This is a genomic window from Dolomitihabitans soli, from assembly GCF_022213955.1.
Taxonomy (GTDB): domain Bacteria; phylum Actinomycetota; class Actinomycetes; order Streptosporangiales; family Streptosporangiaceae; genus Streptosporangium_A; species Streptosporangium_A soli.
On the sequence record NZ_JAKNTW010000010.1, the window covers coordinates 164233 to 187835 of the forward strand.

The window sequence follows — 23603 nt, forward strand, 5'->3', positions numbered from 1 at the left end:
AGATCAGTGCCTCATCATCCGGCGAGGTGTTTCCATATCGCATCTTCAGAAATGCCTTTCTTATGGCGCGCAAGGACGATTAGGCCGCAATACAGGAGATGCGGCATGCCCGCTCCCGGGAGAGCCTGATGAGGCCGATCACCGGGGGACGAGAGCGGGAGGTCGAAGTGGAGATCCGGGGGAAGCCGCTCGGAACCGCGCAGTTGCTCGCGGAGGTGGACGCGGCGGAGCTGGAACTCGCAGCCGACCCCCGATCATCCGACGGGTCATTTGACGGCGGCGCGAGCGCGCCGTCACCCGCGGCGTCGTCCGCGGCCCTGTTCGAGGCGCTGATCGAGGCGGACCAGCGGATCGAGCCGAGAGACTGGATGCCCGACGCCTACCGTGCGGGCCTGATCCGGCAGATCGCGCAGCACGCGCACTCCGAGATCATGGGCATGCAGCCGGAGGCCAACTGGATCAGCCGGGCCCCCAGCCTCAAACGCAAGGCCATCCTGATCGCGAAGGTGCAGGACGAGGCGGGGCACGGGCTCTACCTCTACTCCACCGCCGAGACCCTGGGCACCGACCGGGAGTCGTTGCTCGACGCGCTGCACGAAGGCCGCCAGAAGTATCTGTCGTTCATCAACTACCCGACGCTCACCTGGGCCGACGTCGGGGCGCTCGCCTGGCTGACGGACGGCGCGGCCGTGATCAACCAGGTCTCCCTGTGCCGCACCTCCTACGGGCCCTACGCCCGCGCGCTGGTGCGCATCTGCCGGGAGGAGTCCTTCCACCACCGCCAGGGCTTCGACGTCCTCTACGCCCTGTCCCGTGGTACGGCGGCGCAGCGCAGGATGCTCCAGGACGCGGTGGACCGCTGGTGGCAGCCGGCCATCGCGATGTTCGGCCCGCCGCACGACCGATCCACCCACTCCGACCGGTCGCTGGCCTGGCGGATCAAACGGGCCACCAACGACGAGCTGCGGCAGCGGTTCGTCGACATGTGCGTGCCCCAGGCCGAGGCCCTGAAGGTGACCCTGCCCGACCCCGCCCTGCGCTGGAACGCCGAGCGCGGGCACTACGACTTCACCCCGCCCGACTACGACGAGCTGATGCGGGTGGTCGCGGGGAACGGCCCCTGCAACCGGCAACGGCTGGCGCACCGGCGGCGCGTGCACGAGGAGGGCGCCTGGGTGCGCGAGGCCGCCGCCGCGTACGCCGCCAAGCACGAGGCCCGCGACGGCGGGCAGGTGACGGAGCACACGGCGGGGCACACGGCGGAGCACGCGACGGAGCAGGAATCGCCGCCGGAGGGCGAGCGCCTGTGGGAGGTGTTCGTCCGGCCGCGCCGCGGGTTCAGCCACACGCACGCGGGCAGCCTGCGCGCCGCGGACGCCGCGATGGCGCTGCGGAACGCCCGCGACCTCTACACCCGCAGGAGCGAGGGCGTCTCCCTCTGGGTGGTGCCCGCGGTCACGATCACCGCCTCCAGCCCGGACGAGAAGGACGCCTTCTTCGACCCGGCCGCCGACAAGGTCTATCGCCATCCCTCCTTCTTCGAGCTGCCCGAGGGGGTCGAGCACCTGTGAAGGACCTGTCCGCCTACGCGCTCCAGCTGGGCGACGACGCCCTGATCGCCGCCCAGCGGATGTCGGAGTGGTGCGCGAGGGCTCCGCAGATCGAGGAGGACGCGGCCCTGGCGAACATCGCGCTGGACCTGCTCGGCCAGGCCAGGGAGCTGCTGACGTACGCGGGCGAGGTGGAGGGGCTCGGCAGGGACGAGGACGCGCTGGCCTACCTGCGCGAGGAGCACGAGTTCCGCAACGTCCAGCTGGTCGAGCTGCCTAACGGGGACTTCGCCGTGACCATCGCCAAGCTGCTCTTCTTCGGCGCGTACCAGCACCTGCTCTACGCCAGGCTGGCCACCGCGGCGGACACCACGCTGGCCGGGGTCGCCGCCAAGGCCGCGAAGGAGACCGCCTACCACATCGATCACGCCGTGACCTGGACCCTGCGGCTGGGAGACGGCACCGCCGAGTCGCACCGGCGGATGCAGGCCGCCGTGGACGAGGTCTGGCCGTTCACCCACGAGCTGTTCGAGCCGCACCCGGCCCGCGCGGCGGAGTCGAACTGGTCCGCGCCGGTCGAGCCGGGCGCCCTGCGGGAGCCCTGGCTGGCCCTGGTCGAGCCGGTCCTCGCGGAGGCGACGCTGCGCCGCCCGCAGGACGGCTGGGCGCCGACGGGCGGCCGCCGCGGCATCCACACCGAGCATCTCAGCCTGCTGCTCGCCGAGATGCAGTCGGTGCACCGGGCGCACGCCGGAGCGAGCTGGTGAGCGGGCGGGTGCGGGCGGCGGTCGCGGCGGTCCGCGACCCGGAGATCCGGGTGCTGTCCATCGAGGAACTCGGCATCCTGCGAGACGTGCGGGTCGGCCCGGGCGGTGAGGCGGTGGTCACGATCACTCCCACCTACCTGGGCTGCCCCGCCCTGGACGCGATCCGCGACGACATCATCGCCGCGGCGCACGGCGCCGGCGTCACCGAGGTAGAGATCATCACCTCCCTGTCACCGCCGTGGAGCACCGACTGGCTGAGCGAAGCCGCACGGGCGAAGCTCAGCGCCGCGGGCATCGCCCCGCCCGTGCCGGAGCTTCCGCTCCCGCCGTCCGCCCGGCTGCTGCCGCTGGTCAGAACCGCCGCGCGGTGCCCCCGCTGCGGCTCCCCCGACACCGAGGAGATCGCCCGCACCGGCTCCACGGCCTGCAAGGCGCTGCTGCGCTGCCGGGCCTGCCGCGAGCCGTTCGAGCATGTGAAGGCGCACTGATGGCGGCCCCCTCCCGGCTCCGGTTCCACCGGGTGACCGTCGCCGCCGTCGAGCAGGCCGCCGCCGACGCCAGCGCGGTGGCCGTCACCTGCCGGGTGCCCGACGAACTGCGGGCGACGTTCGCCTTCGTCCCCGGCCAGCACGTCACCGTGCGGGCGACGGTCGCCGGGACCGAGATCCGCCGCGCCTACTCGCTGTGCTCCACACCTCAGGAGCTGGAGCGGTACGGCACGCTGCGGATCGGGGTGCGCGCCGTACCGGGGGGCGCCTTCTCCACCGGCGCCACCGAGACGCTCGCCGCCGGGGACACGATGGACCTGCTGCCGCCGGTCGGCACCTTCGGCACCGCCTTCGACCCGGCCCGCGCACGGCACTACGCGGCCATCGCCGCCGGCTCCGGGATCACTCCGGTGCTGTCCCTGGTGAGCGCCGCGCTGGCCATCGAGCCGGCCAGCACCTTCACCGTGTTGTACGGCAACCGCGCCGTCGACTCGATGATGTTCGCCGAGGAGCTGGCCGACCTCAAGAACCGGCATCGGCACCGGCTGCACCTGGTGCACGCCTTCTCCAGAGAGGACCCGAGGCTGGGCCTGCCCGGCGGGCGGCTCGACCAGGCGCTGCTGGCGGAGATCTTCGCGCGGGTGCTGCCGCCGGACTCGGTGCGGGAGTGGTTCCTGTGCGGTCCGGCCGGTCTGGTGCGCGACGCGCGGGCGGCGCTGGCGGAGCACGGTGTGCAGGGCTCCGCCGTACACACCGAGATCTTCCATCCGGACGAGCCGAAGTCGCCGGTCGGCGGCCAGGCGGCTGCTCCCCTGCCCGGGGGGCAGGTCAGGGAGTTGACGATTCTGCTGGACGGGCGCACCACGACCGTGCGCACCGAACAGGACCGCTCGATCCTCGACGCGGTCCTGACTGCCCGGCCCGACCTGCCGTACTCGTGCAGGAACGGCGTGTGCGCGACCTGCCGGGCCCGGGTCGTGGACGGACGTGTCGAGATGGCCCGCAACTGGGCGCTGACCGAGGAGGAGCTGGCCGCCGGCTATGTCCTCACCTGCCAGTCCGTGCCCCTCACCGACCGCGTGACGGTCGATTTCGACATCTTGTAGCCCCACGAACGCAGGAGTACCGATGAGAAGCGCGCTCAGGACCTGCCCCATCTGCGACGCCGTCTGCGGCCTGCGACTGGAGCTCGGCGGCGACAACCGCGTGGCGTCCGTCAAGGGCGATCAGGACGACCCGTTCTCCAAGGGGTTCATCTGCCCCAAGGGCGCCAGCCTCGGCACCCTCGACGAGGACCCGCACCGCCTGCGCAACCCGATGGTCCGCAAGGACGGCGAATGGGTGGAGGTGAGCTGGGACGAGGCGTTCCAGACGGTCGAGCGCGGCCTGCAGGGGGTCATCGACGCGCACGGCCGTGACGCGCTGGCCGTCTACTTCGGCAACCCGACCTTCCACACCATGGCCGGTTTCATGTACCGGATGCCGCTGACCCAGTCGCTCGGCACCCGCAACGTCTACTCGGCCAGCACCATCGACCAGGCCCCCAAGCAGGTCGCCTGCGGGCTGATGCTCGGCGACCCGTTCGCCATCGCGGTGCCCGACCTCGACCGCACCGACTACCTGATGGTCATCGGCGCCAACCCGGTGGAGTCGAACGGCTCGCTGTGCGCCGCCCCCGACTTCCCGCGCCGCCTGAAGGCGCTGCGCGAGCGCGGCGGCAAGCTCGTGGTCGTGGACCCGCGCCGCACCCGCACCGCCGCCGTCGCCGACGAACACCACTTCGTACGGCCGGGCACCGACGCCTACCTGCTGCTGGGCATCGTGCACACGCTCCTCGCCGAGAACCTGACCTCGATCGACATCGAGGTGAACGGCCTCGACGAGCTGCGCCGGCTGGCGGCGGACTTCACCCCGCAGGCCGCGGCGCGGGAGTGCGGCGTGCCCGCCGAGGACATCGCCCGGCTCGCCCGCGAGCTGGCCGCGGCCCCCACGGCCGCCGTCTACACCCGTATCGGCACCTGCACCGCCGAGTTCGGCACGCTCACCCAGTGGCTCGTCGACACGGTCAACATCCTCACCGGCAACTTCGACCGGCCCGGCGGGGTCATGTTCACCCGGCCCGCCATCGCGGAGATCTTCCGGCCGCGCGAGCCGTTCGCCCTGGGCCAGTGGCGGAGCCGGGTCAAGGAGCTGCCCGAGGCGATGGGCGAGCTGCCGGTGGCCACGCTCGCCGACGAGATCGAGACGCCGGGGCAGGGGCAGGTGCGGGCGCTCGTGACCGTGGCCGGCAACCTGGTGCTGTCGGCGCCGAACGGGCCCCGGCTGGACCGGGCCTTCGCCGACCTGGACTTCATGGTGTGCGTGGACCCGTATCTCAACGAGACCACCAAGCACGCGAACGTCATCCTGCCGCCGCCGCGCATGCTGCAGATGCCGCACTACGACTTCCTGCTGCTGACCGTGACGGTCCGGAACTACGCCCGGTTCTCCCCGCAGATCCTGCCGCTGGAGGCGGGACAGGTCTCGGAGGCCGAGATCCTGGCCCGGCTGTCGCTGATCGCCGCGGGACAGGGCGCCGACGCCGATCCGGCCATGCTCGACGAGATGATCGTCGGGCAGGTGCTCGGTGGCGCGGTCGAGGCCCCCGGCTCGCCGTTCGCGGGCAGGACCGTGGCCGACCTGCGGGCCGGCCTGCAGGGCGACAGCGGTCCGGAACTCATGCTGGACGCCCTGCTCCAGCTCGGCGCGTACGGCCTGTCCCTGGCCGACCTGCTGGCCAAGCCGCACGGCATCGACCTCGGCCCGCTGGAGCCGCGGCTGCCCGAGCTGGTGCGCACCGCCTCCGGCCGGGTCGAGCTGGCTCCGGCCCTGCTCGCCGGTGACGTCGGACGGCTGCGCGAGCGGCTGGCGGCGCCCGCACCGGAGATCCTGCTGATCGGCCGCCGTCAGCTTCGCTCCAACAACAGCTGGCTGCACAACGTGCCGGTGCTGGTCGGCGGGAGCAACCGGTGCACACTGCACGTCAACCCCGGCGACGTGGCCCGGCTCGGGCTCGGCGAGCGGGCGCTGGTGCGCTCGGCCGCGGGTGAGCTGGTGGTCGCGGTGGAGCCCACCGACGCGATCATGCCGGGCGTGGTGAGCCTCCCCCACGGATGGGGACACAGCGGCGACGGGCAGCCTGTCGCGACCGAGAACGCCGGCGTCAACGCGAACGCCCTCACCGACGAGTCGGTGATCGACGTGCTGTCGGGGAACGCGGTGTTCAACGGAGTCCCCGTGACGGTGAGCGCCGCGCCCTGAAACGGCGTTCCCGCAAGTAAGCATTCTAGAATAAAGCCCTCTCCGAGGCAGCCGGAGAAAATTATCCCGGAGCCAATTGCTCTTTAGCTGAATCGCGCTCAAAATGAGCGGGCGGCACATTCATGATCCCAGGGATCGAGGTTCACATGGCGACCGAAACCGTTACGACAGGCCAGACCGGCGGCTTCCTGTCGGCGCTCAACACACGGCATCACAAGGCGGCGCTCGGGGTATATCTCTTCATTGTCGTGGCCCACTGGGCGGAGCACCTCGCGCAGGCCGTCCAGGTCTACGTGCTGGGCTGGCCGCTGCCTCAGGCCCGCGGGGTCCTGGGGCTGCCCTTCCCCTGGCTGGTCACCTCCGAGTGGATGCACTACGGCTACGCCCTGCTGATGCTGATCGGGCTGATCATGCTGCGTCCCGGTTTCGTCGGCAGGTCGCGCACCTGGTGGACCATCTCGCTCGGCATCCAGGTCTGGCACCACATCGAGCACCTGCTCCTGCTCATCCAGGCGCTGGCGGGCAGCAACCTGATGGGCCGCCCGGCCCCGACCAGCATCATCCAGCTCCTGGTGCCGCGGATGGAACTGCACCTGTTCTACAATGCGATCGTCTTCGTGCCGATGGTGGTCGCGATGGTCCTGCACATGCGCGCCACCGCCGCCGAGCGTTCCCTCATGCGGTGCAACTGCGCCGTCGCCCACGCATGACAACAGATATGACGACGGATACGCCGACGGACGAGCGGCCGGCCGTACGCAACCGGTCTCCTTTCTTCATGGTTGCGCTGACGTTGCTGGCCGCCTTCCTGCTCTTCCTGGCCGTGCCGAGCATCGGCACGGCCGTGCGGGCGGCGCGGGCGGACGGGGTCGCGGGCACGTTCACCGGGCAGCGGCTCGACTGCGTCCAGCATCCGGGGCACGAGTCCTGCGTCTGGACCGGCGAGTTCGCCACCGGCGACGGCACGGTCCAGCGGACGGGCATCGAGATGTACGGCAGCGACCGTTATACACATCGCGCCGGGCAGCCGGCCCCGGCCGTGGACATCGGGCACCGCAGCCGGGTCTACGGCCCCGGCGGCTCGAACGAGTGGGTGTTCACCGCGGTCCTGATCCTGGCCGCGGTCGCGATCCTGGTCGCCGCGTACGGCAGGCCGCTACGGCGTGCCCTCCGCCGGGGCGCACCGGCGGTCCGGTGACGTCCTGTTCGCTACGCGGGCCAGCAGGGCGGCCAGTTCGTCCGGCGCGGAGACCATGGGCCAGTGCCCCGTCTCCAGCGCCTGGAAGTCCCAGTTCGGCGCGGATCGCATGGCGGACACGTCGGCGGCGATCTGGCCGGCGAAGTGCTCCTTCGAGCACACGACGTAGGTGGCTCGCTGCTGGGTCAGCGGATGGGTCAGCACGGCGGGCTCGGCCACGGTTCGCCCGGGATGGCCGACGAACCTCCTGGCGAGCCAGTGCGCCTGCTTCGCGGTGAGCCCTTGGCCGTCGGCCACCACGGTGGCGTCGGGGGCCGGCCAGCGGCCCTTGTTGTCGACGATGAGCCGCAGTTCCTCGGCACGCTGGCGCTCGGGAAAGGCGTGCAACATGGACTTTCCGTCGTGCGGCAGGAATCCCTCGACGAAGACCGTGTGCGCCACGCGATCGTCCGCGCGGTCGGCCACCAGACCGGCCACCAGACCGGAGTAGCTGTGGCCCACGACGACGACGTCGTGCAGGTCCTCCGCCTCCAGGATGTGCAGCACGTCGTCCACATGGGTCTCCAGGCCGACGTCGGAGACGTCCGTGTCGGCGGTGGCCAGGCCACGTAGCGTGATGGCACGGGCGGTGTGCCCGTACCTGCCGAGGTGTTCGACCACCGGCCCCCAGACCCAGGCCCCCATCCAGGGGCCCGGGATCAGAATGAACTGTCTCTTCACGAAGGTCAGCCTCCTTTCCCTCTCGATGGCGAAGACCCGGCTGGTGCCTTATCGATTCGCGACCGGGCCTCGTCAACGTCTTTCAAGCGGCGACGAGCACGGGTGCGGTGGTGATCAGCTCCTGGTCCGTCACATGCGACTCGACGACCTGGAGACGCGGATTCCGGGTGAGAACCGCGAACACACCGACGTATCCGTCACCGGGGTGGAGCATGTGGAACCGCACGTCGCCGGGCGGGATGTCAAGCGGCCACCGGAGCAGTTGCGGGCTCTCGTCGGGCCCGGTGACCTCCACCCGGTCAGGCGAGATGCGCAACCCATGACCGGTGGCCTTGAGTGCCGCCTCCTTGCGGACCCATACCCCGGCAAACGCCTCATATCTCCTTTCCTCCGGCAATGCCTCCAGCGCCAGCCGTTCGTCCTGCGTCAGCGCGCACCGCGCCAGATCGTCGACCGGAACCGACGGGACCAGCTCGACGTCGACCCCCACCGGGCCCTCCGCCGTCAGCGCCACGGCCACCCGGTCACCGGAATGCGAGACCGAGACGTGCAGCGGGCTGCCCTCGGCGCCGATGTACGGCTTGCCGTGATGCCGGGTGCAGTCCGGGCACTTCCTGATGACCGTCACGTCCTCGGGCGGGATGCCGAGCTGGGCGCCGGCCACCGTGCGCAGCAGCCAGGAACCGGTCAGGAAGCGGCGGCGGTCAGGCTCGCGGCGAAACCGGGCGGCCCGTTCCAGCTCGGGCTCGCTGAGCACCGCGGACAGGCTCTCGATCGTCCGGTGCCGTGGATCCGCCCACCACACATGGCATTCGTCGGAGGCTAAGAGTGGAGCGATCATCGGTTCTCCTCCTTGGCGAGGGTTCTACTCATGGGCAGGGGTTGGCAGGTCACCAGCTCCCAGTGGTCCACTTCGGGGGCAGTGAGGATCTCGGTCACCTCGGCTCGGACCTGCGCGCTCGTCGTGTCCTCGTCGGTGCGCACCCGGATGACGATGTCCCCGGTGGCCTGGCTGACGTCCTTGTGCCATCTGCTCGGCAGTAGCGCGAGGATCCGGATCCCGTCGACCGGGGAGTTCGGTATCGGCAGCCCGTCGATCCGGCGCATGGTCAACTGGATCAACATGGCTCTGTGGTCCTCGCCTTTCTCCCGGCTGGCGCCCACAGCGGCCTGCGGGCCGGTCCGGCGGCGAGCGGGGAAGCAACCAGGCTGTTCACGTACCACCTCCTGGAGTGGTTTGCACTGCGTCTTTCGCACTTCCCACTGTGCGACCGTCTCCCGCCGGGAACCAGGGCTCCGCGAGGCAGGAAGATGCAGGCGGGCAGCCACATGCTGTCAGCGGTCCACCGGCGAGCGGTCAGCCGCGCGGTCAGCAGGGCAGGCCGGTGACAGGCCGGTGGGCAGGCATGCGAAAGGCCCCGCAGCGCGCCGTCCGTATCCCTGAACGGGAGTCCGGAGGGCCTGGCTACGGGGCCCAGGAGGTGGGCTGGCGCGTTACAAGGGGACGTTTCCGTGCTTGCGCGGGGCCGCCTGCTGACGCTTGTCGCGGAGCATCGCCAGCCCCCGGGCGACGGCCGACCGGGTCTCCACAGGATCGATCACGTCGTCGACCAGCCCCCGCTCCGCGGCGTAGTTGGGATGGACGAGCTCCTTGGTGTAGTCGCCGACGAGCTCCGCCCGCAACGCCACGGGATCCGCGGCGACGGCCAGTTCCCTCCGGTAGATGACGTTCACCGCCCCTTCCGCGCCCATCACGGCGATCTCGTTCGTCGGCCACGCCAGCGACAGGTCCGCGCCGATCGACCGGGAGTCCATCACGATGTACGCGCCGCCGTACGCCTTGCGCAGGATGACCTGGATGCGGGGGACGGTCGCCTCGCAGTAGGCGTAGAGCAGCTTGGCCCCGTGCCGGATGATGCCCGCGTACTCCTGGTCGGTGCCCGGCAGGAAGCCCGGGACGTCGACGAGGGTCACCAGCGGGATGCTGAAAGCATCACAGAATCTGACAAAACGCGCGGCCTTCTGGGAGGCCGCCACATCGAGCACCCCTGCCAGCACCATCGGCTGGTTCCCGACGATGCCGACCACCTCGCCGTCGATCCTGGCGAGCGCGCAGATCACGTTGGGCGCCCAGCCCCTGTGCAGCTCAAGGAAGTCACCGTCGTCCACCAGTTCGGCGATCACCAGGCGCATGTCATACGGCTTGTTCGACTCGACGGGGACGATCTCTGCCAGCCGGGGCCGGGTGTCCGTGGCCGCGCCGCGCGCGGGCAGGGCGGGCGCGCGGCCGAGGTTGTTGCTCGGCAGCATCGAGACGAGATAGCGCACCTCCGCCAGGCAGCTCTCCTCGTCGTCGTAGACGAACGCGGCCACCCCGGACAGGGTGCCGTGCACCTCTGCGCCGCCGAGCTGGCTGTGGGTCACCCGTTCGCCGGTGACCGCCTCCACGACGTCCGGCCCGGTCAGGTAGAGCTGGGCGGTGTCCTGCACCATGAAGGTGAAGTCGGCCAGGGCGGTGGTGTAGGCCGCCCCGCCGGCGCTGGGCCCGAGCACGACGCTGATCTGCGGGATCACGCCCGACGCCTGGACGTTGCGCTGAAAGATGCCGCCGTAGCCGTTGAGCGACATCACCCCCTCCTGGATCCGGGCGCCACCGCTGTCGTTCAGCCCGATGAAGGGCGACCCGGTGGACATCGCCAGGTCCATCACCTTCTGGATCTTCAACGCGTGCGCCTCGCCGAGCGACCCGCCGAACACGGTGAAGTCCTGGGCGTAGACGAACACGCGGCGGCCGTCGATCGTGCCGGAACCGGTGATCACGCCGTCGGTGTGCGGGCGCTGCCGGTCCAGGCCGAGCCCGTGCGCCTGGTGCCGCCGGTAGATGGCCATCTCGATGAACGAGCCCTCGTCGAGCAGCAGGTCCAGCCGTTCACGCGCGGTGCGTTTGCCCAGCGAGTGCTGGCGGGCCACCGCCTGACTGCGACCGGCGACGATCTCCTGGCGCAGCCGCTCCTGTTCCTCGCGCAGCAGGCCCATGGACCGGGGCTGGACGGACGGACCGTCCTCGTCGACGCCCTCCCTGGCCGGCGGCGCGATGTCGAGTTCCGAGATACTCATCGACGTTCCTCCCTCGGTGTCGCACCGTGGCATAAGCCGACGGTCACGCTTACGAGCATCGGATCATCCTTTCCAGTTTCCTCCAGTCAATGGCCGAATGCTGTTATCTGTCACCTCCTTGTGTGCTTGACCAGGGAAAATGCGGTCCGGCGGCGATGGCAACCTGCTGCCATCGCGGCCCCGAGATCCGCTATAGCGCGGGGTGTGGCAGGAAACGGCAAGGGCGTGCAGCATGCTGACTCGCGAAAGTCTGGTTCGAGCCCTTCCCAGACCGCAAAGTTGGAAGTGCGAGGAAAACTCGCACAGCAGAGGCAAAACGTGAGGAAGAGGCGCTGAGATGACGAACCACATTTTTTCTCCCGCGATTTCCAGCAGATTTGTGAAGTGTGCGGTCGCCATTGTTTCCGGTGCGGTGGTGTGGAGCTTCGGAGTCGGCGCCCTCGACTTGACGGCCGGTTATGCGGACGGTGTGCGGCACTCGGCGGTGCTGGCTGACGGCGAGACGCCGGCCGACCCCGACGGCACCACCTGGCCGGCGCCGCCGGTCACCCCCACCGGCACCACCTGGCCCGTCGCGCCTGTGACCCCCACCGGCACCACCTGGCCCGTCGCTCCGGGCCCCGGCGGCAACGCCTGAGAACCAGCACCGCCTGACGCACCGCAACTAACCAGGATTGAACGTTCCGACAGAAAGGAAACGTTATTGTATAAACGTCCGACCGGCAGAAACCCACCATCCGAGAAATCGACGAACTCGCCGCGATGACGCCCTGTCGCTCGATGTGAAATTCCGAGCGGGCCTTCCCCAGAAGCGGCTTCGAGGCAAAAGCCCATCCGGCGCCTGCCTCCTTCCCCCAGGCACACCCCCCAGCCGTCCACAGGCGCGCATCCGCGATGTCCGGAAGGAGAAAAGCCCGTGACCCCCACGTCCTACGAAGGCGTGGGGGTCACGGGCCGAACGTCAGATCCAGTTCTCCTCTTTGGCGCGCAGCGCGGCCTGGAAGCGGTTGACGGCACCGAGCTTGGCCATGAGATCGGCCACGTAACGGCGGTAGGTCCGGACCGAGACGTCGAGTTCGCGGGCCGCGATCTCGTCCTTGTCGGCCGTGGCCATCACCTCCAGCACCCGCTGCTCCATCTCCGACAACGGCGAGGCGTCCGCGGGCGGATCGATGTACTCGCGGAGGTCGACGGCGGCCTTCCAGACGCCCTCGAAGTAGATCACCAGCTGGGAGACCAGTCCCGCCTCACGCACGACCAGCGCTCCCCTGGAGTTCTCCTTCGGGTCGATCGGCACCACGGCGACGCTGCGGTCGTAGATCAGCATGCGGTCCATCGGCTGGTCGGTGATCCGTACCGCAGCCCCGAGACCGACCAGCTCGCGCAGGTAGGACACCATGTTGGGGTCCTCGAGCGCCTTGGGGTGGTAGACCTCCCTGATCGAGAGCCCGCGACGCAGCGAGCGGGTGTCCAGCGGCAGCGCCCCTTCGATCATCTCCTGGGTGAACGGCCCGCCGGGATGCAGGGTGAGCATCTCCTTGTAGGAGAAGAAGGCGAGGTCGTCGAGACGCTGGCGGACCCGCACCCCGCTCTCCACCCGCTCGATGTCGAGCACCGTCTCCACCCGATCACCCTCGCGCATGTCCTCCACGAAGGCCGAGATGGCGTCACGGGCCGCGAAGACCCGGCGGATCTCCGCGTTGAGCGCGTCGAGATGCTTCTCCACGAGCCGCTCGATCGCGATCCTCGGCTCGGTGGCCACGACCCGGTGCCGATCGCTGAGGTCGATCATGGACAGTCTGCCCAGTGACTCGACGGCGACCTCGACCGTGTCGGGGTCGATGCCCAGGGCCTCCGGCACGGAACCTATGCCCTCCCCTTTGTGCCGGAGGAAGTAACGATAAATATCCGCCGCCTCAGGCGAGATACCGATGACTGACAGGTCCACAGCTCACCTCCTGGCCCCGCACCTCGCTCATGAGGGACCTGCGGACCGCCGTTCGGCCATAGGCCCGCACCCTCAATTATCGGTATCGGGGGCACTCGGCGCACGCTCGTATCGTGCGGTGACCACCTCAACCGGACCAACTGAGCAAGCAGGAAGTTGATGGGTGCCGGTTCTCCGCCGCCCCCCGGATCCAGCCGCTCAGGGCACGGGGCACGGCAGTGCGGTGGCCGCCGGAACGGCCCGGTAACAGGCGGCGCCAGGGCACACGACCTTGACGATCTCGCCTGAAGTGCCCGCCACGACCGCGATCGGCTCGTGCCCGAACCGGCGGCCGGCGATCTCCGGCCAGCTCGACGGCCGCAGGCCGCCCAGCTCGTCGATGAGCCTGGGGTCCGCGTCGGCCGCCGACCGTTCCAGGTAGGCGGTGTAGTCGGCCTCGTGGTGCCAGACCGCGATACGGCGCAGGGACTCGCCCAGCGGGAGCCCCTCCCACGGCTGCGCCTTCGTCTCCATCGCCTGCAGGAACGCCTCCCCGACCGCCGCCTTGACCGTACGGCCCGCCGCCGCGGCCAGCGTGGCCCCGTCCCCGCCGACGATCACCAGCGCGATCCGCACGTCAGGGGCGGACAGCACGAACGCCGACACCCGCAGCCCGAGCCCGGAGGCCGCCGCCATGACCCCGGCGGGGAGCAGGCGGTCGAGATGGGCGGAGACCCGCAGCAGCGGTTCCCCGGGGTCGGCCCACCAGCGGGAGACCACGTCGTGGGCGAGGATGTCGACGATCCCACCGGACACGCCGTGGTCGGCGATGCCGCTGGTGGTGGGCTCGATCCGGCCCTCACGGTCGCCCAGCCACACCACCTCGGCGGGCAGCTCGTACGGCCGGCCGCTCAGCAGACCGATACCGGGGACGCGGAGCAGTGTCTCGTCCTGGAGTCCCGGCACGAAGTCGGCCAGGCATAACGTCCGGCCACGGGCGTCGCCGGACCGAGCGGGCAGATCGTTCGGTAATCCGTGCAGGTGGTCCAGGGCGGCGACCCGCGCCTCGGCGCTCGTCTGCGCCTCGTAGGCGGAGAAGCCGGCGGTGATGGCGGTGAGTCCAGAGGTCGGCGACTGCGCGTACGCGAGGTGCACGGTGTCGTCGAGACAGCCGGCCACCTCCCCCACCGCTCCCGGGGTGTCCATCACCGACCAGGAGTCTGCAGGCGTGGGCGCCATCGGTCCCTCCTCAGCATTCGACCCGGCCCGAGCGGGCCAGGCGTGAAGATCATCGGCACCGCGGCCCCCTGTTCGCCGCGAAGGGATCGGCGCCATCGGCAGACCGCGGGCCGAGCTTCCCCGCTGCCGAGCACCCGATGAACCCCTCAAGACCACTCAGATGCCGACACCTGACCAGTACAGCACGGGGGTCTCGGGGGCGGTCAACACGCGGGACACCATCCAGCAATCCCTGAGAAGGGCGTCTTCGCGCTGGCAGGAAGCTGCCAGCGGGTCCATCTTGCTGCCCCCGCGATCCCTCGTCCCGTATGCCCGAGTACCGCACTCTTGGTACCAGGAGAGCGGACAACCACGATGGAGAAGGTCTACTCATGGAAACTCCCGCCACCATGCCGGCCGAGGCTGAGATCCGCGGGGACGCGGGATTCAACATCGCCGAGCGATTCCTCGACCGCAACGACGGCGACCGCACCGCCCTGATCACCAACGCGGGCCCGGTCACCTACGCTGAGCTGCAAGCCCTGGCCAACCGCGCCGGCAACGCCCTGCGCGCCTTGGGCGTACGCCAGGGCGACCGCGTCCTCCTCGCCCTCGGCGACGGCCCCGAGTTCGTCGCCACCTGGTACGGCGCGCAGAAGATCGGCGCGGTCACCGCCGAGGTCTACACCTACCTCCAGGCCAAGGACTACCGCTACTTCATCGACTACGCCCGGCCGGACGTCATCGTCACGGACTCGGCGGCGCTGGGCAAGCTGCGCACGGCCGGGGCGCGCAACCTGGTGGTGGCCGGGGTGCCCCGCCGTGACCTGCTCGACGGCGAGCGGCACTTCGACACGCTGATGGCGGCCCAGCCCGACGAGCTGCCCGCCGTACCGGTGGCGTCCGACGACGTGGCGCTCTGGAAGTTCACCACCGGCAGCACCGGCGCGCCGAGGGCCTGCGTGCTGCCCGCCAGGAGCCCGCACCTGAGCTTCGAGTGGTACGCCCGCGGTGTCCTGGACATCCGCCCCGACGACCTCGTGCTGCCGGTGCCGAAGCTGTTCTTCGGCTACTCCCGCGACCTGACCGCGCTGTTCCCGTTCGGCGTGGGCGCGGCCGGCATCGTCTTCCCCGAGCGCAGCAGGGCCGACAAGCTGTTCGAGCTGATCGCGGAGCACCGGCCGACGATCCTGGTCAACGTGCCCACCATGATGAGCGCGATGATCGCCCACCCGGACGCCGCCAAGCAGGACCTCAGCTCGCTGCGGATCTGCACGTCGGCGGGCGAGCCGCTGCCGCCCGAGCTGCACCGCCGCTGGACCGACACCTTCGGGGTGGAGGTGCTGGACGGCATCGGCTCCTCCGAGGTCTACCACATCTACCTGTCGAACCGCCCCGGCCGGGTCCGCCCCGGCAGTCTCGGCGAGGTGGTGCCCGGATACCGGGCGCGCGTGGTCGACGCCGACGGCCTGCCCCTCGCGGACGGCGAGACCGGCAGGCTGGAGATCACCGGCGAGACCGCGGCCCTGGAGTACTGGCAGGAGCCCGAGAAGTCGCGCGAGACGTTCGTCGCCGAGCACACCGTCCGGTCCGGCGACCTGTTCACCAGAGACGCCGACGGTTACTTCCACTACCGCGGCAGGGCCGACGACATGCTGAAGGTCGGCGGCGTCTGGGTGGCCCCCGTCGAGATCGAGAACTGCCTGCTGACGCATCCGGCCGTGGCCGAGTGCGCGGTCGCCGGCTACCAGGTGGACGGCCTGGTCCGCCCCCGCGCCTACGTCGTGCCCAAGGCCGAGGTGACCGCCGCCGAACTCCAGGACTACGTCCGGGCCAACCTGGCGCCGCAGAAGTATCCGCGGGAGGTCAGATTCGTCGACCGGCTGCCGCACACCGCCTCCGGGAAGGTGGATCGCCGCGCGCTGGAGCCATGGCAGGAAGCGGGTGGCCCACCGCAACTTGCTGCCCGGCTGACACCTGTCGCCGCGCTCGCGCGGAACGCACAGTTGGTGGTGTGAGTACGGATAACGACGACAGCCTCCCTGCTCAGGACACGAGGTCGTGAACATGAAGAACGCCATCGCTCAACCATTTGACAGCACCGATGTCGCCGGATTGAAAAGCACGGCCGTCTGCCCCGTGGCCGTTGACGAGAAGGGGAACGCCGCCCCGTCGGCAGGGGTGACCTACTCCTCCTATCTGGCGCTCGAACAGATCCTGACGGCCCAGCGGCCGCATTCCGACGCGCACGACGAGATGATGTTCATCGTCATCCACCAGGTGCACGAACTCTGGTTCAAGGTGCTGCTGCACGAACTCGCCAACCTGCAACTATGGCTCTCCGCCGGGGAGGCGCGGCGGGCGTTGGAGACGCTGGACAGGTCGCGGGCGATCCTCGCGGTCGTGGTCTCCCAGATGGACGTGATGGACACTTTGACGCCGGTCCAGTTCGCCGCCTTCCGCGGTTGCCTGGGCACCGCGAGCGGCGCCCAGTCGGCGCAGTTCAGGGAATTGGAGACGGTGCTGGGCCGGCGTGACCGCAAGGTGCTCGACCAGTACCGCGAGGGCGGCGCGGAGCGCCTCCGGATCGAGTCCGCGATGGACCGGCCGACCGTCTTCGACTGTTTCCTCCGTTATCTATCTCGCAAGGGGTACGCGGTGCCGGGTGACGTCCTCTATCGGAACGTGTCGTTGCCGCTGCAGCCGTCGCCGGGGGTGCAGAGCGTGGTGCGCCGGGCGCACCGCGACGGGCGCGAGGCCGCCCAGATCGTCGAGGGGCTGCTGGCCCTGGACGAGTGCCTGCAGGAATGGCGCACCCGCCACGGGCGGATGGTCCAGCGCATCCTCGGCGACAAACGGGGCACCGGCGGCACCACCGGCGCGTCGTACCTGCGCACGACCATGTCCGTCCCCACCTTCCCCGACCTGTGGGCCGTCCGGAGTGAACTGTGAGCGACCAGTCGGCGCGGCTCGCGCCCCACTACTCGATGTTCCAGGTGGCACAGCGGCTCCTGCTCACCGGCCACTCCCACCAGGCGTGGCCCGACGTGGCGCTGGAGGGCCAGATCGAGGCGTTCCAGGACGCCGCCCTCGACGTGGACGCCAAGTGGGGCCGGGCCATGGAGAAGGCCGGCCAGGTCCGGGCCGGGTACCGCCGGTTCCTCGGCGACCCGTCCGCCGAACTGGCCCTCGGCGGCAGCACGCACGAGCTGGTGCTGCGCTTCCTGTCCGCGCTCGACCTCGGGTCCCGCCCCCGGCTGGTGACCTCCGACGGGGAGTTCCACACGCTGCGCCGGCAGCTCGACCGCCTGGCCGAGGAGGGCGTCGAGGTGGTCCGGGTACCCGCCGAGCCCGCCGACACGCTGGCCGTACGGCTGGCCACGGCGGCCGACGACCGTACGGCGGCGGTGCTGGTGTCGGCGGTGCTGTTCGAGACCGCGAAGATCGTCCCCGGGCTCGGCATGCTCGCCGAAGCCTGCGAGCGGCGCGGCGTCCAGCTCCTCGTGGACGCCTACCACGCCCTGGGCGTCGTACCGTTCTCGGCGGCCGAGGTCGCCTCGGCGTGGGTCGTCGGCGGCGGGTACAAGTACCTCCAGCTCGGCGAGGGCAACTGCTTCCTGCGGATCCCCCCGCACGCCGCGCTGTTCCGGCCGGTGATCACCGGCTGGTACGCGGAGTTCGCGGAACTGGCCGGAGACCGGGTCGAGGGCATCGTCGGCTACCCGGTGGGCGCGGACCGGTTCGCCGGAGCCACCTACGACCCGACGAGCCACTACCGGGCCGCCCGCGTCTTCGACTTCTTCGCCGAGCACGCGCTCACCCCGGAGTTCCTCCGCCAGGTGTCGCTCCGCCAGCGCGCCCTGCTGACCGGCCACTTCGACGCGCTGGACCTCCCGGAGAGCGTGATCGCCCGGGACCGGGACGCTCCCCCTTCGGCGTTCGGCGGCTTCCTGGCGCTGCGCTCACCGCACGCCTCGCACCTGCGCGCCGCCCTGGCCGAGCGGGGCGTCCTGACCGACAGCCGGGGCGACCACCTGCGGATCGGCCCCGCCCCCTACCTGTCCGACGCCCAGCTCGCGTCCGCCGTGGACGCCCTCGGCACCGAGATCACCACGCTCACCGGCGCGAACGCCCTGACCAGCGCGAACGCCCTGGCCCTGCGGTGATCCGGACCGCGAACACACCGACCGGCGCGAACGCCCTGACCCCACGGTGACCCGGACCGCGAACACACCGACCGGCGCGAACGCCCTGACCCCACGGTGAACCGGGCCGCCAACACACCGACCGGCGCCCCCGCGGTGACCCGGACCGCGCATACACCGACCGGCGCGAACGCCCTGGCCCCGCGGTGAACCGGGCAGGGCGTTCGGTGGCCGTGGCCGCCTACCGCAGGGCGGGTGCGAACTGCCCGGGAGTGCGGCCCTCCCCCGCCGGGCCGCGGTACGCCTGCGCGATGTCCAGCCAGTGGTCGGCCTCGTCGCCGACGGCCGTGATCGCCACGTCGGCGCGGTGCCTGCGCCGGGTCACCAGGAGGCAGAAGTCCTCCGCGGGACCGCTGATCCGCTGCCCGCCGTCCTCGGGCCCGTAGGCCCACAGCACCCCGGAGGGCCCGGTGATCTCGAAGCGGAACTCGGTGGACGGCGGGGTCAGCCCGTGCGACTGGTACCCGAAGTCACGGGTGAGGACCGCGAAGAGCACCAGGTGACCGAGCCGGTCGGTCCGCTCCAGCCGTACGCCGAGGGCGTCGGCGATGTCCTGCCCGTGCGCGAACTGCTCCATGATCCCCGCACACGCCAGCACGATCGGCGGCAGCGGGTTGACCAGCCACGGCACGATCTGCCCGGCCGGAACGGCGGCGAGCCCGTCGACCACTTCCCGCCGTACGGCCCGCCACTTGGCGAGCAGCACCTCGGGCGTGTCGTTCTTGAAGTCCTTGAGCGCGGCGTTGACCGCGCCGTCGAAGTTCTCCTGCGCCCCGGCGGTCATGACGGCGAACGCCTCCGCGTCGGTCGCCGCCGTGGTGGCCAGCCGGAAGACGAAGGTGAGGTGGGCGATCTGGTCGGCGATGGTCCATCCGGTGGCGGGCGTGGGCAGCTTCCACTGCTCCGCGTCGAGGCCGGCCACCAGCTGGTCGATCTGGTCGCCGTCCGCGGTCAGGTCGTTGAGAACGACCTCCAGCTCGGTCATCGAAACTCCTTCAGTTGTTGATCGGTCGTCTGCGAGATCTTCGATCGGCTTTCAGGCACGGCTGGGCTGGATGGGCAGCCAGCTCCCCACCCGGCGCGCCGCGGACAGGCTCGCCCACGCGGTGAGTTCGACGAGCGCCCGCTCGTCGGGTTCGGTCTGCCGGAACTCCGCCACGGCCGCCTGGTCGACCTGGTACGAGGCCAGCGCCGTGAGCAGGGCGAGGCGGCCGGCGGGACGCTGGGCGGCAGGCAGCGGGGCGACCGCGTCGGCGGCCCAGGCGCGGCTGAGACCAGCCGGGCGGCCGTCCCATCCGGTCAGCTCGGCGGTGACCAGCTCGCGGACCGCGTCGGGCACCGAGCGGCGGCCCGCCTCCTCGATCGCGGCGGTCGCCCCGGCGAAGGCCGCGGCCAGCGAGGGGGTGCCAGCCGCCCACGACAGGTCGTCGGGCAGCGGCGCGGCGGGCAGCAGGCCGAGCGCGTCTCCGGGCGGCATGACCTTCCGCGCCGCGGGCCGCATCAGCCACCCGAACACCCGCAGCGCCGGGCCCCGCGCGCCGGCCGGCATCTCGGGCGGCAGCGGGGAGTCGCCCAGGAACACGTTCACCATGCGGTTGAAGTAGTGGAACGTCACCGCGACCGCCAGCAGCTCCCTGATGTGCTCGGGCGGCAGCGGCAGGTCCTGCTGCACGGCCGTGTCCCGCGAGCCGCTCGCCCGCGCCCACACGGCCGCCCGGCGGATGCCGGGATGCGACAGTTCGGTCTCGTAGTCCCTGCGCTCCAGGCCGCGCAGCGTCGACTTGTGCACGTCGACGCAGTACGGGCAGGTGTTGGCCGCCGAGACCTCGGTGGCGACCACCTCCTTGACCGCCCGGTTGACCGTTCCCGCGGCGAGCAGCGACTCCCGCAGGATCAGCCAGGACGCCGCGAGGACCTCCGGCGCGGGCGAGTGCAGGATCACCGGCGGGGCGAGCATCCCGAAGTCCCGCTCGACCTGCTGGTAGACGTCGGCGACGAGCCCCCGCGCGCGGCCCCGCCGTACCGGGGAGACGTGGCGGATCGAGGGGAACGAGAGTGGCACCGACACCGCGGCGAGGATCCGGCCCATGACCGTCTCTCCTTTACTTACGCAGCAGGGCCGGGATCAGGGGTTGCACCCCTGCCCGGCCGTTGGTGGCGCCGCTGGGCGCGGGCGCGCCGTACGTGACGGCGACGCCGCGCTCCTGCGCGGCCCTGACGATGCCGGGGATGGCGCGCTCGGCGAGGGCGGAGATGGTCATCGCGGGGTTGACGGTCAGCGCCCCCGGTACGGCGGAGCCGTCCGTGACGAAGATCCCGGGGTGACCGCGCAGTTCGTGCCCGTCGTCGAGGGCGGAGGTGTGCGGGTCGTCGCCGATCCGGCAGGAGGCGAGCGGGTGCACGGTGTACGCGCCGACCAGGTCGTTGGTCCAGGGCGTCACCGTGGCGAGGCCGTCACGTTCGAGGATGTCCTTCACGTCGGCGTCGGCCATCGCCCAGGCGGCGCTCGTGTTGAGGGTCGGCTTGTAGCTGAGCCTGCCGATGCCGAGCATCTGCTGCGAGAGCCGGTCCGCGTTGCCCCGTTCGGGCGGCGGGCCGAAGACCCCCTCGTTGTCGTCCTCGATCATCTGGAAGATGATCAGCCAGGAGCGCCAGCGGGCGAGCATCTCCTTCTTGTCCGGCCCGAACCAGCTCGGATCGGCCCCGCCGGTGAGGGCGAGGATGGTGCCGAGTCCGGGCGGGAAGTAGAGCTGCTCCAGCGAGTAGCGGCTGTACTCGGGCAGCGACCCGTCGAGCCTGTCCCAGTTGGCGACGGTCGGGCCCTTGCCGATCTGGTTGGCGGCGTAGGCCAGGCCGTCGCCGCGGTCCAGGCCGAGCACGTCGCGGACCCGGTCCTCGTTGAGGACGGCGGTGTTGAGCCGCTCGCCGTTGCCGGAGAAGTAGCGGCCCACGGCGTGCGGCATCGGGCCGAGCGTCGCCTCGCTCCGCTGCAGGATGACGGGGGTGGCGGCGGCGCCGGCCGCGATCACGACGATCTTGGCGTCGATCGTGCCGCTCCCGGTCGTCTCCCGGTAGTCCTCGTCGTCGACGCGGAGGTAGTGGACGCGGTAGTCGCCGTCCTCGTTCTTGGAGATCTTCTGCACCTCGTGCAGCGGCTTGATCTCGGCTCCGTGCGCGAGGGCGGCCGGGAGGTAGTTGAACAGCAGCGACTGCTTGGCCTCGAAGCGGCAGCCCGCCATCATCCAGTTGCAGTTCGTGCACTTGGTGGTGTCGACGGCGGCCGGCACCGGGTTGGCGGTACGGCCGGCGTGGTTGCAGGCCGCGGCCCACAGGCCACCGGAGTACGACGCGTCCTCCCAGCCCTGCTGGGTGATCGGGATCGACTCGGCCACCCGGTCGTACCAGGGGTCCAGGGTGTCGCGGGTGATCGCGGACGGCCACATGCGCCGGGCGATGCTGCCCTTGCGGTCGAAGACGAAGCGCGGCGCGCGGGGCATCGCGGCGAAGTAGACGACGCTGCCGCCGCCCACGCAGTTGCCGCCGAGCGTGCTCATCCCGTCGCCCACGACGAAGTCGAAGATCCGCGTGTAGGACGATCCGAGCTTGTAGTCGTGCTCGAAGTCGTCGGTCCCGAGCCAGGGCCCGCGTTCGAGCATCACGACCTTGGCGCCGCCCGCCGCGAGGTGGTAGGCGGCGATCGCCCCGCCGAAGCCGGTGCCCACAATGAGCACGTCGGTGCGCTCTACGCTGGTCATGCGGGGCTCCCTGATGCAGTCGTGTCCGGGTGGAGGGCGGCGAGCGGGCGGCCGTAGGAGAAGTTGGGGAACCGCCACAGGCCGTCGGCGTCCGGGGTGGTGACGCCCATCGAGGTCAGCCCCGGGTGGCCTGCGGCGATGGCGTCCGCGGTGCTCATATGGGCCGCCGAGTCGTAGGACATGTTGCAGAAGAGGGCGAGGCTGACCCAGAGCGCCTTCTCCGGGTGGCCGGGCGCGGTCAGCCGCTTCACCACGGCGCTGCGCTCCTCGTAGCTGAGTGCCACGAACGGCGGTACGGTGTCGTCGGTCGGCAGCCCGAACTCGGCCGTGTGGGCCTGGGCGTGCGTGTTCAGCGCGCGGGCGAAGTCGTCCAGCCCGCCGGAGACGCCGGTCGCGTCCCATTCCAGCAGTTCGAGTGCGCCGGCCGCCACGGCGCCGCCGCCGGGGGCCGCTCCCGCGATGGCCCTGTCGTCGGACGATCTCTTCTCACCGGGAATGATCGTGTCCGCGAACGCCTCAAGGGTCATCGTCCTGGTCTGAGGGTCGTCTGAGGTCTGTGGCCGCATGAGCGTTCCCCTACCTGTTGAGCCTGGGTCCCCCACATGGTCCGGACATCTGCTCGTCCGGTGCATCTTCCGCGTTGCCGTCGTCCTCGGCCCTGAGCGCCGAACGGAGGGCCTTCAGCGCGCGTACGGTCTGGCTGCGCACGGTCGAGGATTCACTGCCCATGACCTGGGCGGTCTCCTCCACACTGCGGTCCTCCCAGTAGCGGAGGACCACGGTGGCCCGCTGCCGCGGCCCGAGTACGGAGAGCGCGTCCATCAGCTGCAACCGCTCACCCACCAGGGCGTACGGATCGGAGATCGGGGCGGGCTCGGGCAGCAGTTCGATGAGGACCTCTCGCGACCACCTGAGCGACCTGCGGTCGCTGATGAGCAGCCGGAGCATGATCGTGCGTGCGTACGCTCCTATCCGGTCCCGCCGGTCGAGACGATCCCAGTGCCGGTGGAGCGCCATCAGAGTGCGTTGTACGAGGTCGTCGGCCTCGTACCAGTCGTCGGAAAGCCGGAAGGCGGTGCGCCGCAACGCCGGCCTCGTCTCTCGGACGAAGAGCGCGAAGTCCTCGTCGCGCGTCTCAGCCATTGCTCACCCCCGGACACTGATCGGAGATCCCTTCCCCCCGCTGGGGATCGACCCCGAAGCAACGACTCTTAGTCGGTGTGTATTGTCAGCCTCCTCAGAATTGGCGGGCGATGACCGCCATCACAACCCCTACGCGCCAGCTCACCGCCCTTATCAAGGGGGTACCGCCCCCTCATTACGCCGTCTTGGATTACCCCGGCGAGAGCCCGTACGTA

22 protein-coding genes and 1 pseudogene are annotated in these 23603 nt (G+C 70.6%); 12 read left to right on the top strand and 11 right to left on the bottom strand.

The genetic code is table 11. The features are described 5' to 3' along the window. Positions 1-317: 317 nt before the first annotated feature. The 8 genes and pseudogenes from paaA to MBA17_RS22675 form a co-directional block, all read left to right on the top strand. Positions 318-1223: pseudogene (paaA, locus tag MBA17_RS22640) on the top strand (1,2-phenylacetyl-CoA epoxidase subunit PaaA); the annotation flags it as partial. An 81-nt stretch (positions 1224-1304) separates the two neighbouring features. Continuing rightward, a complete protein-coding gene (paaB, locus tag MBA17_RS22645; RefSeq protein ID WP_238498734.1) occupies positions 1305-1571 on the top strand; it encodes a 1,2-phenylacetyl-CoA epoxidase subunit PaaB in 267 nt (88 codons plus the stop codon). After that, entirely contained in the window at positions 1568-2317 is a 750-nt protein-coding gene (gene paaC, locus MBA17_RS22650) for a 1,2-phenylacetyl-CoA epoxidase subunit PaaC (protein ID WP_238498548.1), read from the top strand. Before paaB ends, paaC begins: the two co-directional genes overlap by 4 nt. Next, entirely contained in the window at positions 2314-2805 is a 492-nt protein-coding gene (paaD, locus tag MBA17_RS22655; protein ID WP_238498549.1) for a 1,2-phenylacetyl-CoA epoxidase subunit PaaD, read from the top strand. The genes paaC and paaD overlap by 4 nt, the downstream gene beginning before the upstream one ends. Then, positions 2805-3911, top strand: a complete 1107-nt coding sequence (locus tag MBA17_RS22660; RefSeq protein ID WP_238498550.1) for a 2Fe-2S iron-sulfur cluster-binding protein — start codon at positions 2805-2807, stop codon at positions 3909-3911. Before paaD ends, MBA17_RS22660 begins: the two co-directional genes overlap by 1 nt. Before the next feature lie 22 nt (positions 3912-3933). After that, entirely contained in the window at positions 3934-6105 is a 2172-nt protein-coding gene (locus tag MBA17_RS22665; protein ID WP_238498551.1) for a molybdopterin oxidoreductase family protein, read from the top strand. A gap of 146 nt (positions 6106-6251) precedes the next feature. After that, positions 6252-6815 carry a hypothetical protein gene (locus tag MBA17_RS22670; protein WP_238498552.1) on the top strand — a complete coding sequence of 188 codons (564 nt, stop codon included), beginning with the start codon at positions 6252-6254 and terminating at the stop codon, positions 6813-6815. Between the two features lie 68 nt (positions 6816-6883). Further along, positions 6884-7303, top strand: coding sequence for a hypothetical protein (locus MBA17_RS22675; protein ID WP_238498553.1), 420 nt, complete (start codon positions 6884-6886; stop codon positions 7301-7303). On the opposite strand, the gene MBA17_RS22680 is transcribed toward MBA17_RS22675, so the two are convergent. The 4 genes from MBA17_RS22680 to MBA17_RS22695 all read right to left on the bottom strand — a co-directional run bounded on the left by MBA17_RS22680 (position 7262) and on the right by MBA17_RS22695 (position 11140). Then, on the bottom strand, positions 7262-8023 hold the full coding sequence (locus MBA17_RS22680) for an alpha/beta fold hydrolase (protein ID WP_238498554.1): 762 nt from the start codon (positions 8021-8023) through the stop codon (positions 7262-7264). The genes MBA17_RS22675 and MBA17_RS22680 overlap by 42 nt on opposite strands. Positions 8024-8105: 82 nt before the next feature. Next, complete coding sequence (locus tag MBA17_RS22685; protein WP_238498555.1) at positions 8106-8864, bottom strand: 4'-phosphopantetheinyl transferase family protein; 759 nt, start codon at positions 8862-8864, stop codon at positions 8106-8108. Next, positions 8861-9148 carry a hypothetical protein gene (locus MBA17_RS22690; RefSeq protein WP_238498556.1) on the bottom strand — a complete coding sequence of 96 codons (288 nt, stop codon included), beginning with the start codon at positions 9146-9148 and terminating at the stop codon, positions 8861-8863. Before MBA17_RS22690 ends, MBA17_RS22685 begins: the two co-directional genes overlap by 4 nt. Positions 9149-9517: 369 nt before the next feature. Then, positions 9518-11140, bottom strand: coding sequence for an acyl-CoA carboxylase subunit beta (locus MBA17_RS22695; RefSeq protein ID WP_455432819.1), 1623 nt, complete (start codon positions 11138-11140; stop codon positions 9518-9520). Positions 11141-11555: 415 nt separating this feature from the next. Between MBA17_RS22695 and MBA17_RS22700 the strand changes: the two genes are divergently transcribed. Then, on the top strand, positions 11556-11777 hold the full coding sequence (locus tag MBA17_RS22700; protein WP_238498557.1) for a hypothetical protein: 222 nt from the start codon (positions 11556-11558) through the stop codon (positions 11775-11777). Between the two features lie 324 nt (positions 11778-12101). Here MBA17_RS22700 and MBA17_RS50515 read toward each other — a convergent pair whose 3' ends face one another. Together MBA17_RS50515 and MBA17_RS22710 are read right to left on the bottom strand one after the other, a co-directional pair. Next, entirely contained in the window at positions 12102-13001 is a 900-nt protein-coding gene (locus tag MBA17_RS50515; protein WP_238498558.1) for a helix-turn-helix transcriptional regulator, read from the bottom strand. A gap of 285 nt (positions 13002-13286) precedes the next feature. Next, positions 13287-14306, bottom strand: coding sequence for a hypothetical protein (locus MBA17_RS22710; protein ID WP_238498559.1), 1020 nt, complete (start codon positions 14304-14306; stop codon positions 13287-13289). A 371-nt stretch (positions 14307-14677) separates the two neighbouring features. Between MBA17_RS22710 and MBA17_RS22715 the strand changes: the two genes are divergently transcribed. The 3 genes from MBA17_RS22715 (at position 14678) to MBA17_RS22725 (ending at position 18451) form a co-directional block, all read left to right on the top strand. Beyond that, positions 14678-16303 (top strand): benzoate-CoA ligase family protein, encoded by a 1626-nt coding sequence (locus MBA17_RS22715; protein WP_238498560.1) that lies wholly within the window; start codon positions 14678-14680, stop codon positions 16301-16303. Between the two features lie 121 nt (positions 16304-16424). Further along, entirely contained in the window at positions 16425-17237 is an 813-nt protein-coding gene (locus tag MBA17_RS22720; RefSeq protein WP_238498561.1) for a tryptophan 2,3-dioxygenase, read from the top strand. Beyond that, positions 17234-18451, top strand: a complete 1218-nt coding sequence (locus tag MBA17_RS22725; protein WP_238498562.1) for a kynureninase/PvdN C-terminal domain-containing protein — start codon at positions 17234-17236, stop codon at positions 18449-18451. Before MBA17_RS22720 ends, MBA17_RS22725 begins: the two co-directional genes overlap by 4 nt. Positions 18452-18671: 220 nt before the next feature. On the opposite strand, the gene MBA17_RS22730 is transcribed toward MBA17_RS22725, so the two are convergent. From MBA17_RS22730 to MBA17_RS22750, 5 genes are read right to left on the bottom strand one after another with little or no spacing between them, the layout of a single operon-like run. Next, positions 18672-19475, bottom strand: coding sequence for a TIGR03084 family metal-binding protein (locus tag MBA17_RS22730; RefSeq protein ID WP_238498563.1), 804 nt, complete (start codon positions 19473-19475; stop codon positions 18672-18674). A 51-nt stretch (positions 19476-19526) separates the two neighbouring features. After that, on the bottom strand, positions 19527-20579 hold the full coding sequence (locus MBA17_RS22735) for a carboxymuconolactone decarboxylase family protein (protein WP_238498564.1): 1053 nt from the start codon (positions 20577-20579) through the stop codon (positions 19527-19529). Between the two features lie 13 nt (positions 20580-20592). Next, positions 20593-22245, bottom strand: coding sequence for a GMC family oxidoreductase N-terminal domain-containing protein (locus MBA17_RS22740; protein ID WP_238498565.1), 1653 nt, complete (start codon positions 22243-22245; stop codon positions 20593-20595). After that, entirely contained in the window at positions 22242-22811 is a 570-nt protein-coding gene (locus MBA17_RS22745) for a DUF5987 family protein (protein ID WP_238498566.1), read from the bottom strand. The genes MBA17_RS22740 and MBA17_RS22745 overlap by 4 nt, the downstream gene beginning before the upstream one ends. Before the next feature lie 10 nt (positions 22812-22821). Then, positions 22822-23388, bottom strand: a complete 567-nt coding sequence (locus MBA17_RS22750; RefSeq protein ID WP_238498567.1) for a SigE family RNA polymerase sigma factor — start codon at positions 23386-23388, stop codon at positions 22822-22824. Positions 23389-23603: the final 215 nt, after the last annotated feature.

What these genes read in the sequence shown, in the direction of transcription:
- MBA17_RS22660 (WP_238498550.1), top strand. Translation starts at nt 2,805, where the DNA reads ATGGCGGCCCCCTCCCGGCTCCGGTTCCACCGGGTGACCGTCGCCGCC.
- MBA17_RS22665 (WP_238498551.1), top strand. Translation starts at nt 3,934, where the DNA reads ATGAGAAGCGCGCTCAGGACCTGCCCCATCTGCGACGCCGTCTGCGGC.
- MBA17_RS22670 (WP_238498552.1), top strand. Translation starts at nt 6,252, where the DNA reads ATGGCGACCGAAACCGTTACGACAGGCCAGACCGGCGGCTTCCTGTCG.
- MBA17_RS22675 (WP_238498553.1), top strand. Translation starts at nt 6,884, where the DNA reads ATGGTTGCGCTGACGTTGCTGGCCGCCTTCCTGCTCTTCCTGGCCGTG.
- MBA17_RS22685 (WP_238498555.1), bottom strand. Translation starts at nt 8,864, where the DNA reads ATGATCGCTCCACTCTTAGCCTCCGACGAATGCCATGTGTGGTGGGCG.
- MBA17_RS22690 (WP_238498556.1), bottom strand. Translation starts at nt 9,148, where the DNA reads ATGTTGATCCAGTTGACCATGCGCCGGATCGACGGGCTGCCGATACCG.
- MBA17_RS22695 (WP_455432819.1), bottom strand. Translation starts at nt 11,140, where the DNA reads ATGAGTATCTCGGAACTCGACATCGCGCCGCCGGCCAGGGAGGGCGTC.
- MBA17_RS22710 (WP_238498559.1), bottom strand. Translation starts at nt 14,306, where the DNA reads ATGGCGCCCACGCCTGCAGACTCCTGGTCGGTGATGGACACCCCGGGA.
- MBA17_RS22715 (WP_238498560.1), top strand. Translation starts at nt 14,678, where the DNA reads ATGGAAACTCCCGCCACCATGCCGGCCGAGGCTGAGATCCGCGGGGAC.
- MBA17_RS22730 (WP_238498563.1), bottom strand. Translation starts at nt 19,475, where the DNA reads ATGACCGAGCTGGAGGTCGTTCTCAACGACCTGACCGCGGACGGCGAC.
- MBA17_RS22735 (WP_238498564.1), bottom strand. Translation starts at nt 20,579, where the DNA reads ATGGGCCGGATCCTCGCCGCGGTGTCGGTGCCACTCTCGTTCCCCTCG.
- MBA17_RS22740 (WP_238498565.1), bottom strand. Translation starts at nt 22,245, where the DNA reads ATGACCAGCGTAGAGCGCACCGACGTGCTCATTGTGGGCACCGGCTTC.
- MBA17_RS22745 (WP_238498566.1), bottom strand. Translation starts at nt 22,811, where the DNA reads ATGCGGCCACAGACCTCAGACGACCCTCAGACCAGGACGATGACCCTT.
- MBA17_RS22750 (WP_238498567.1), bottom strand. Translation starts at nt 23,388, where the DNA reads ATGGCTGAGACGCGCGACGAGGACTTCGCGCTCTTCGTCCGAGAGACG.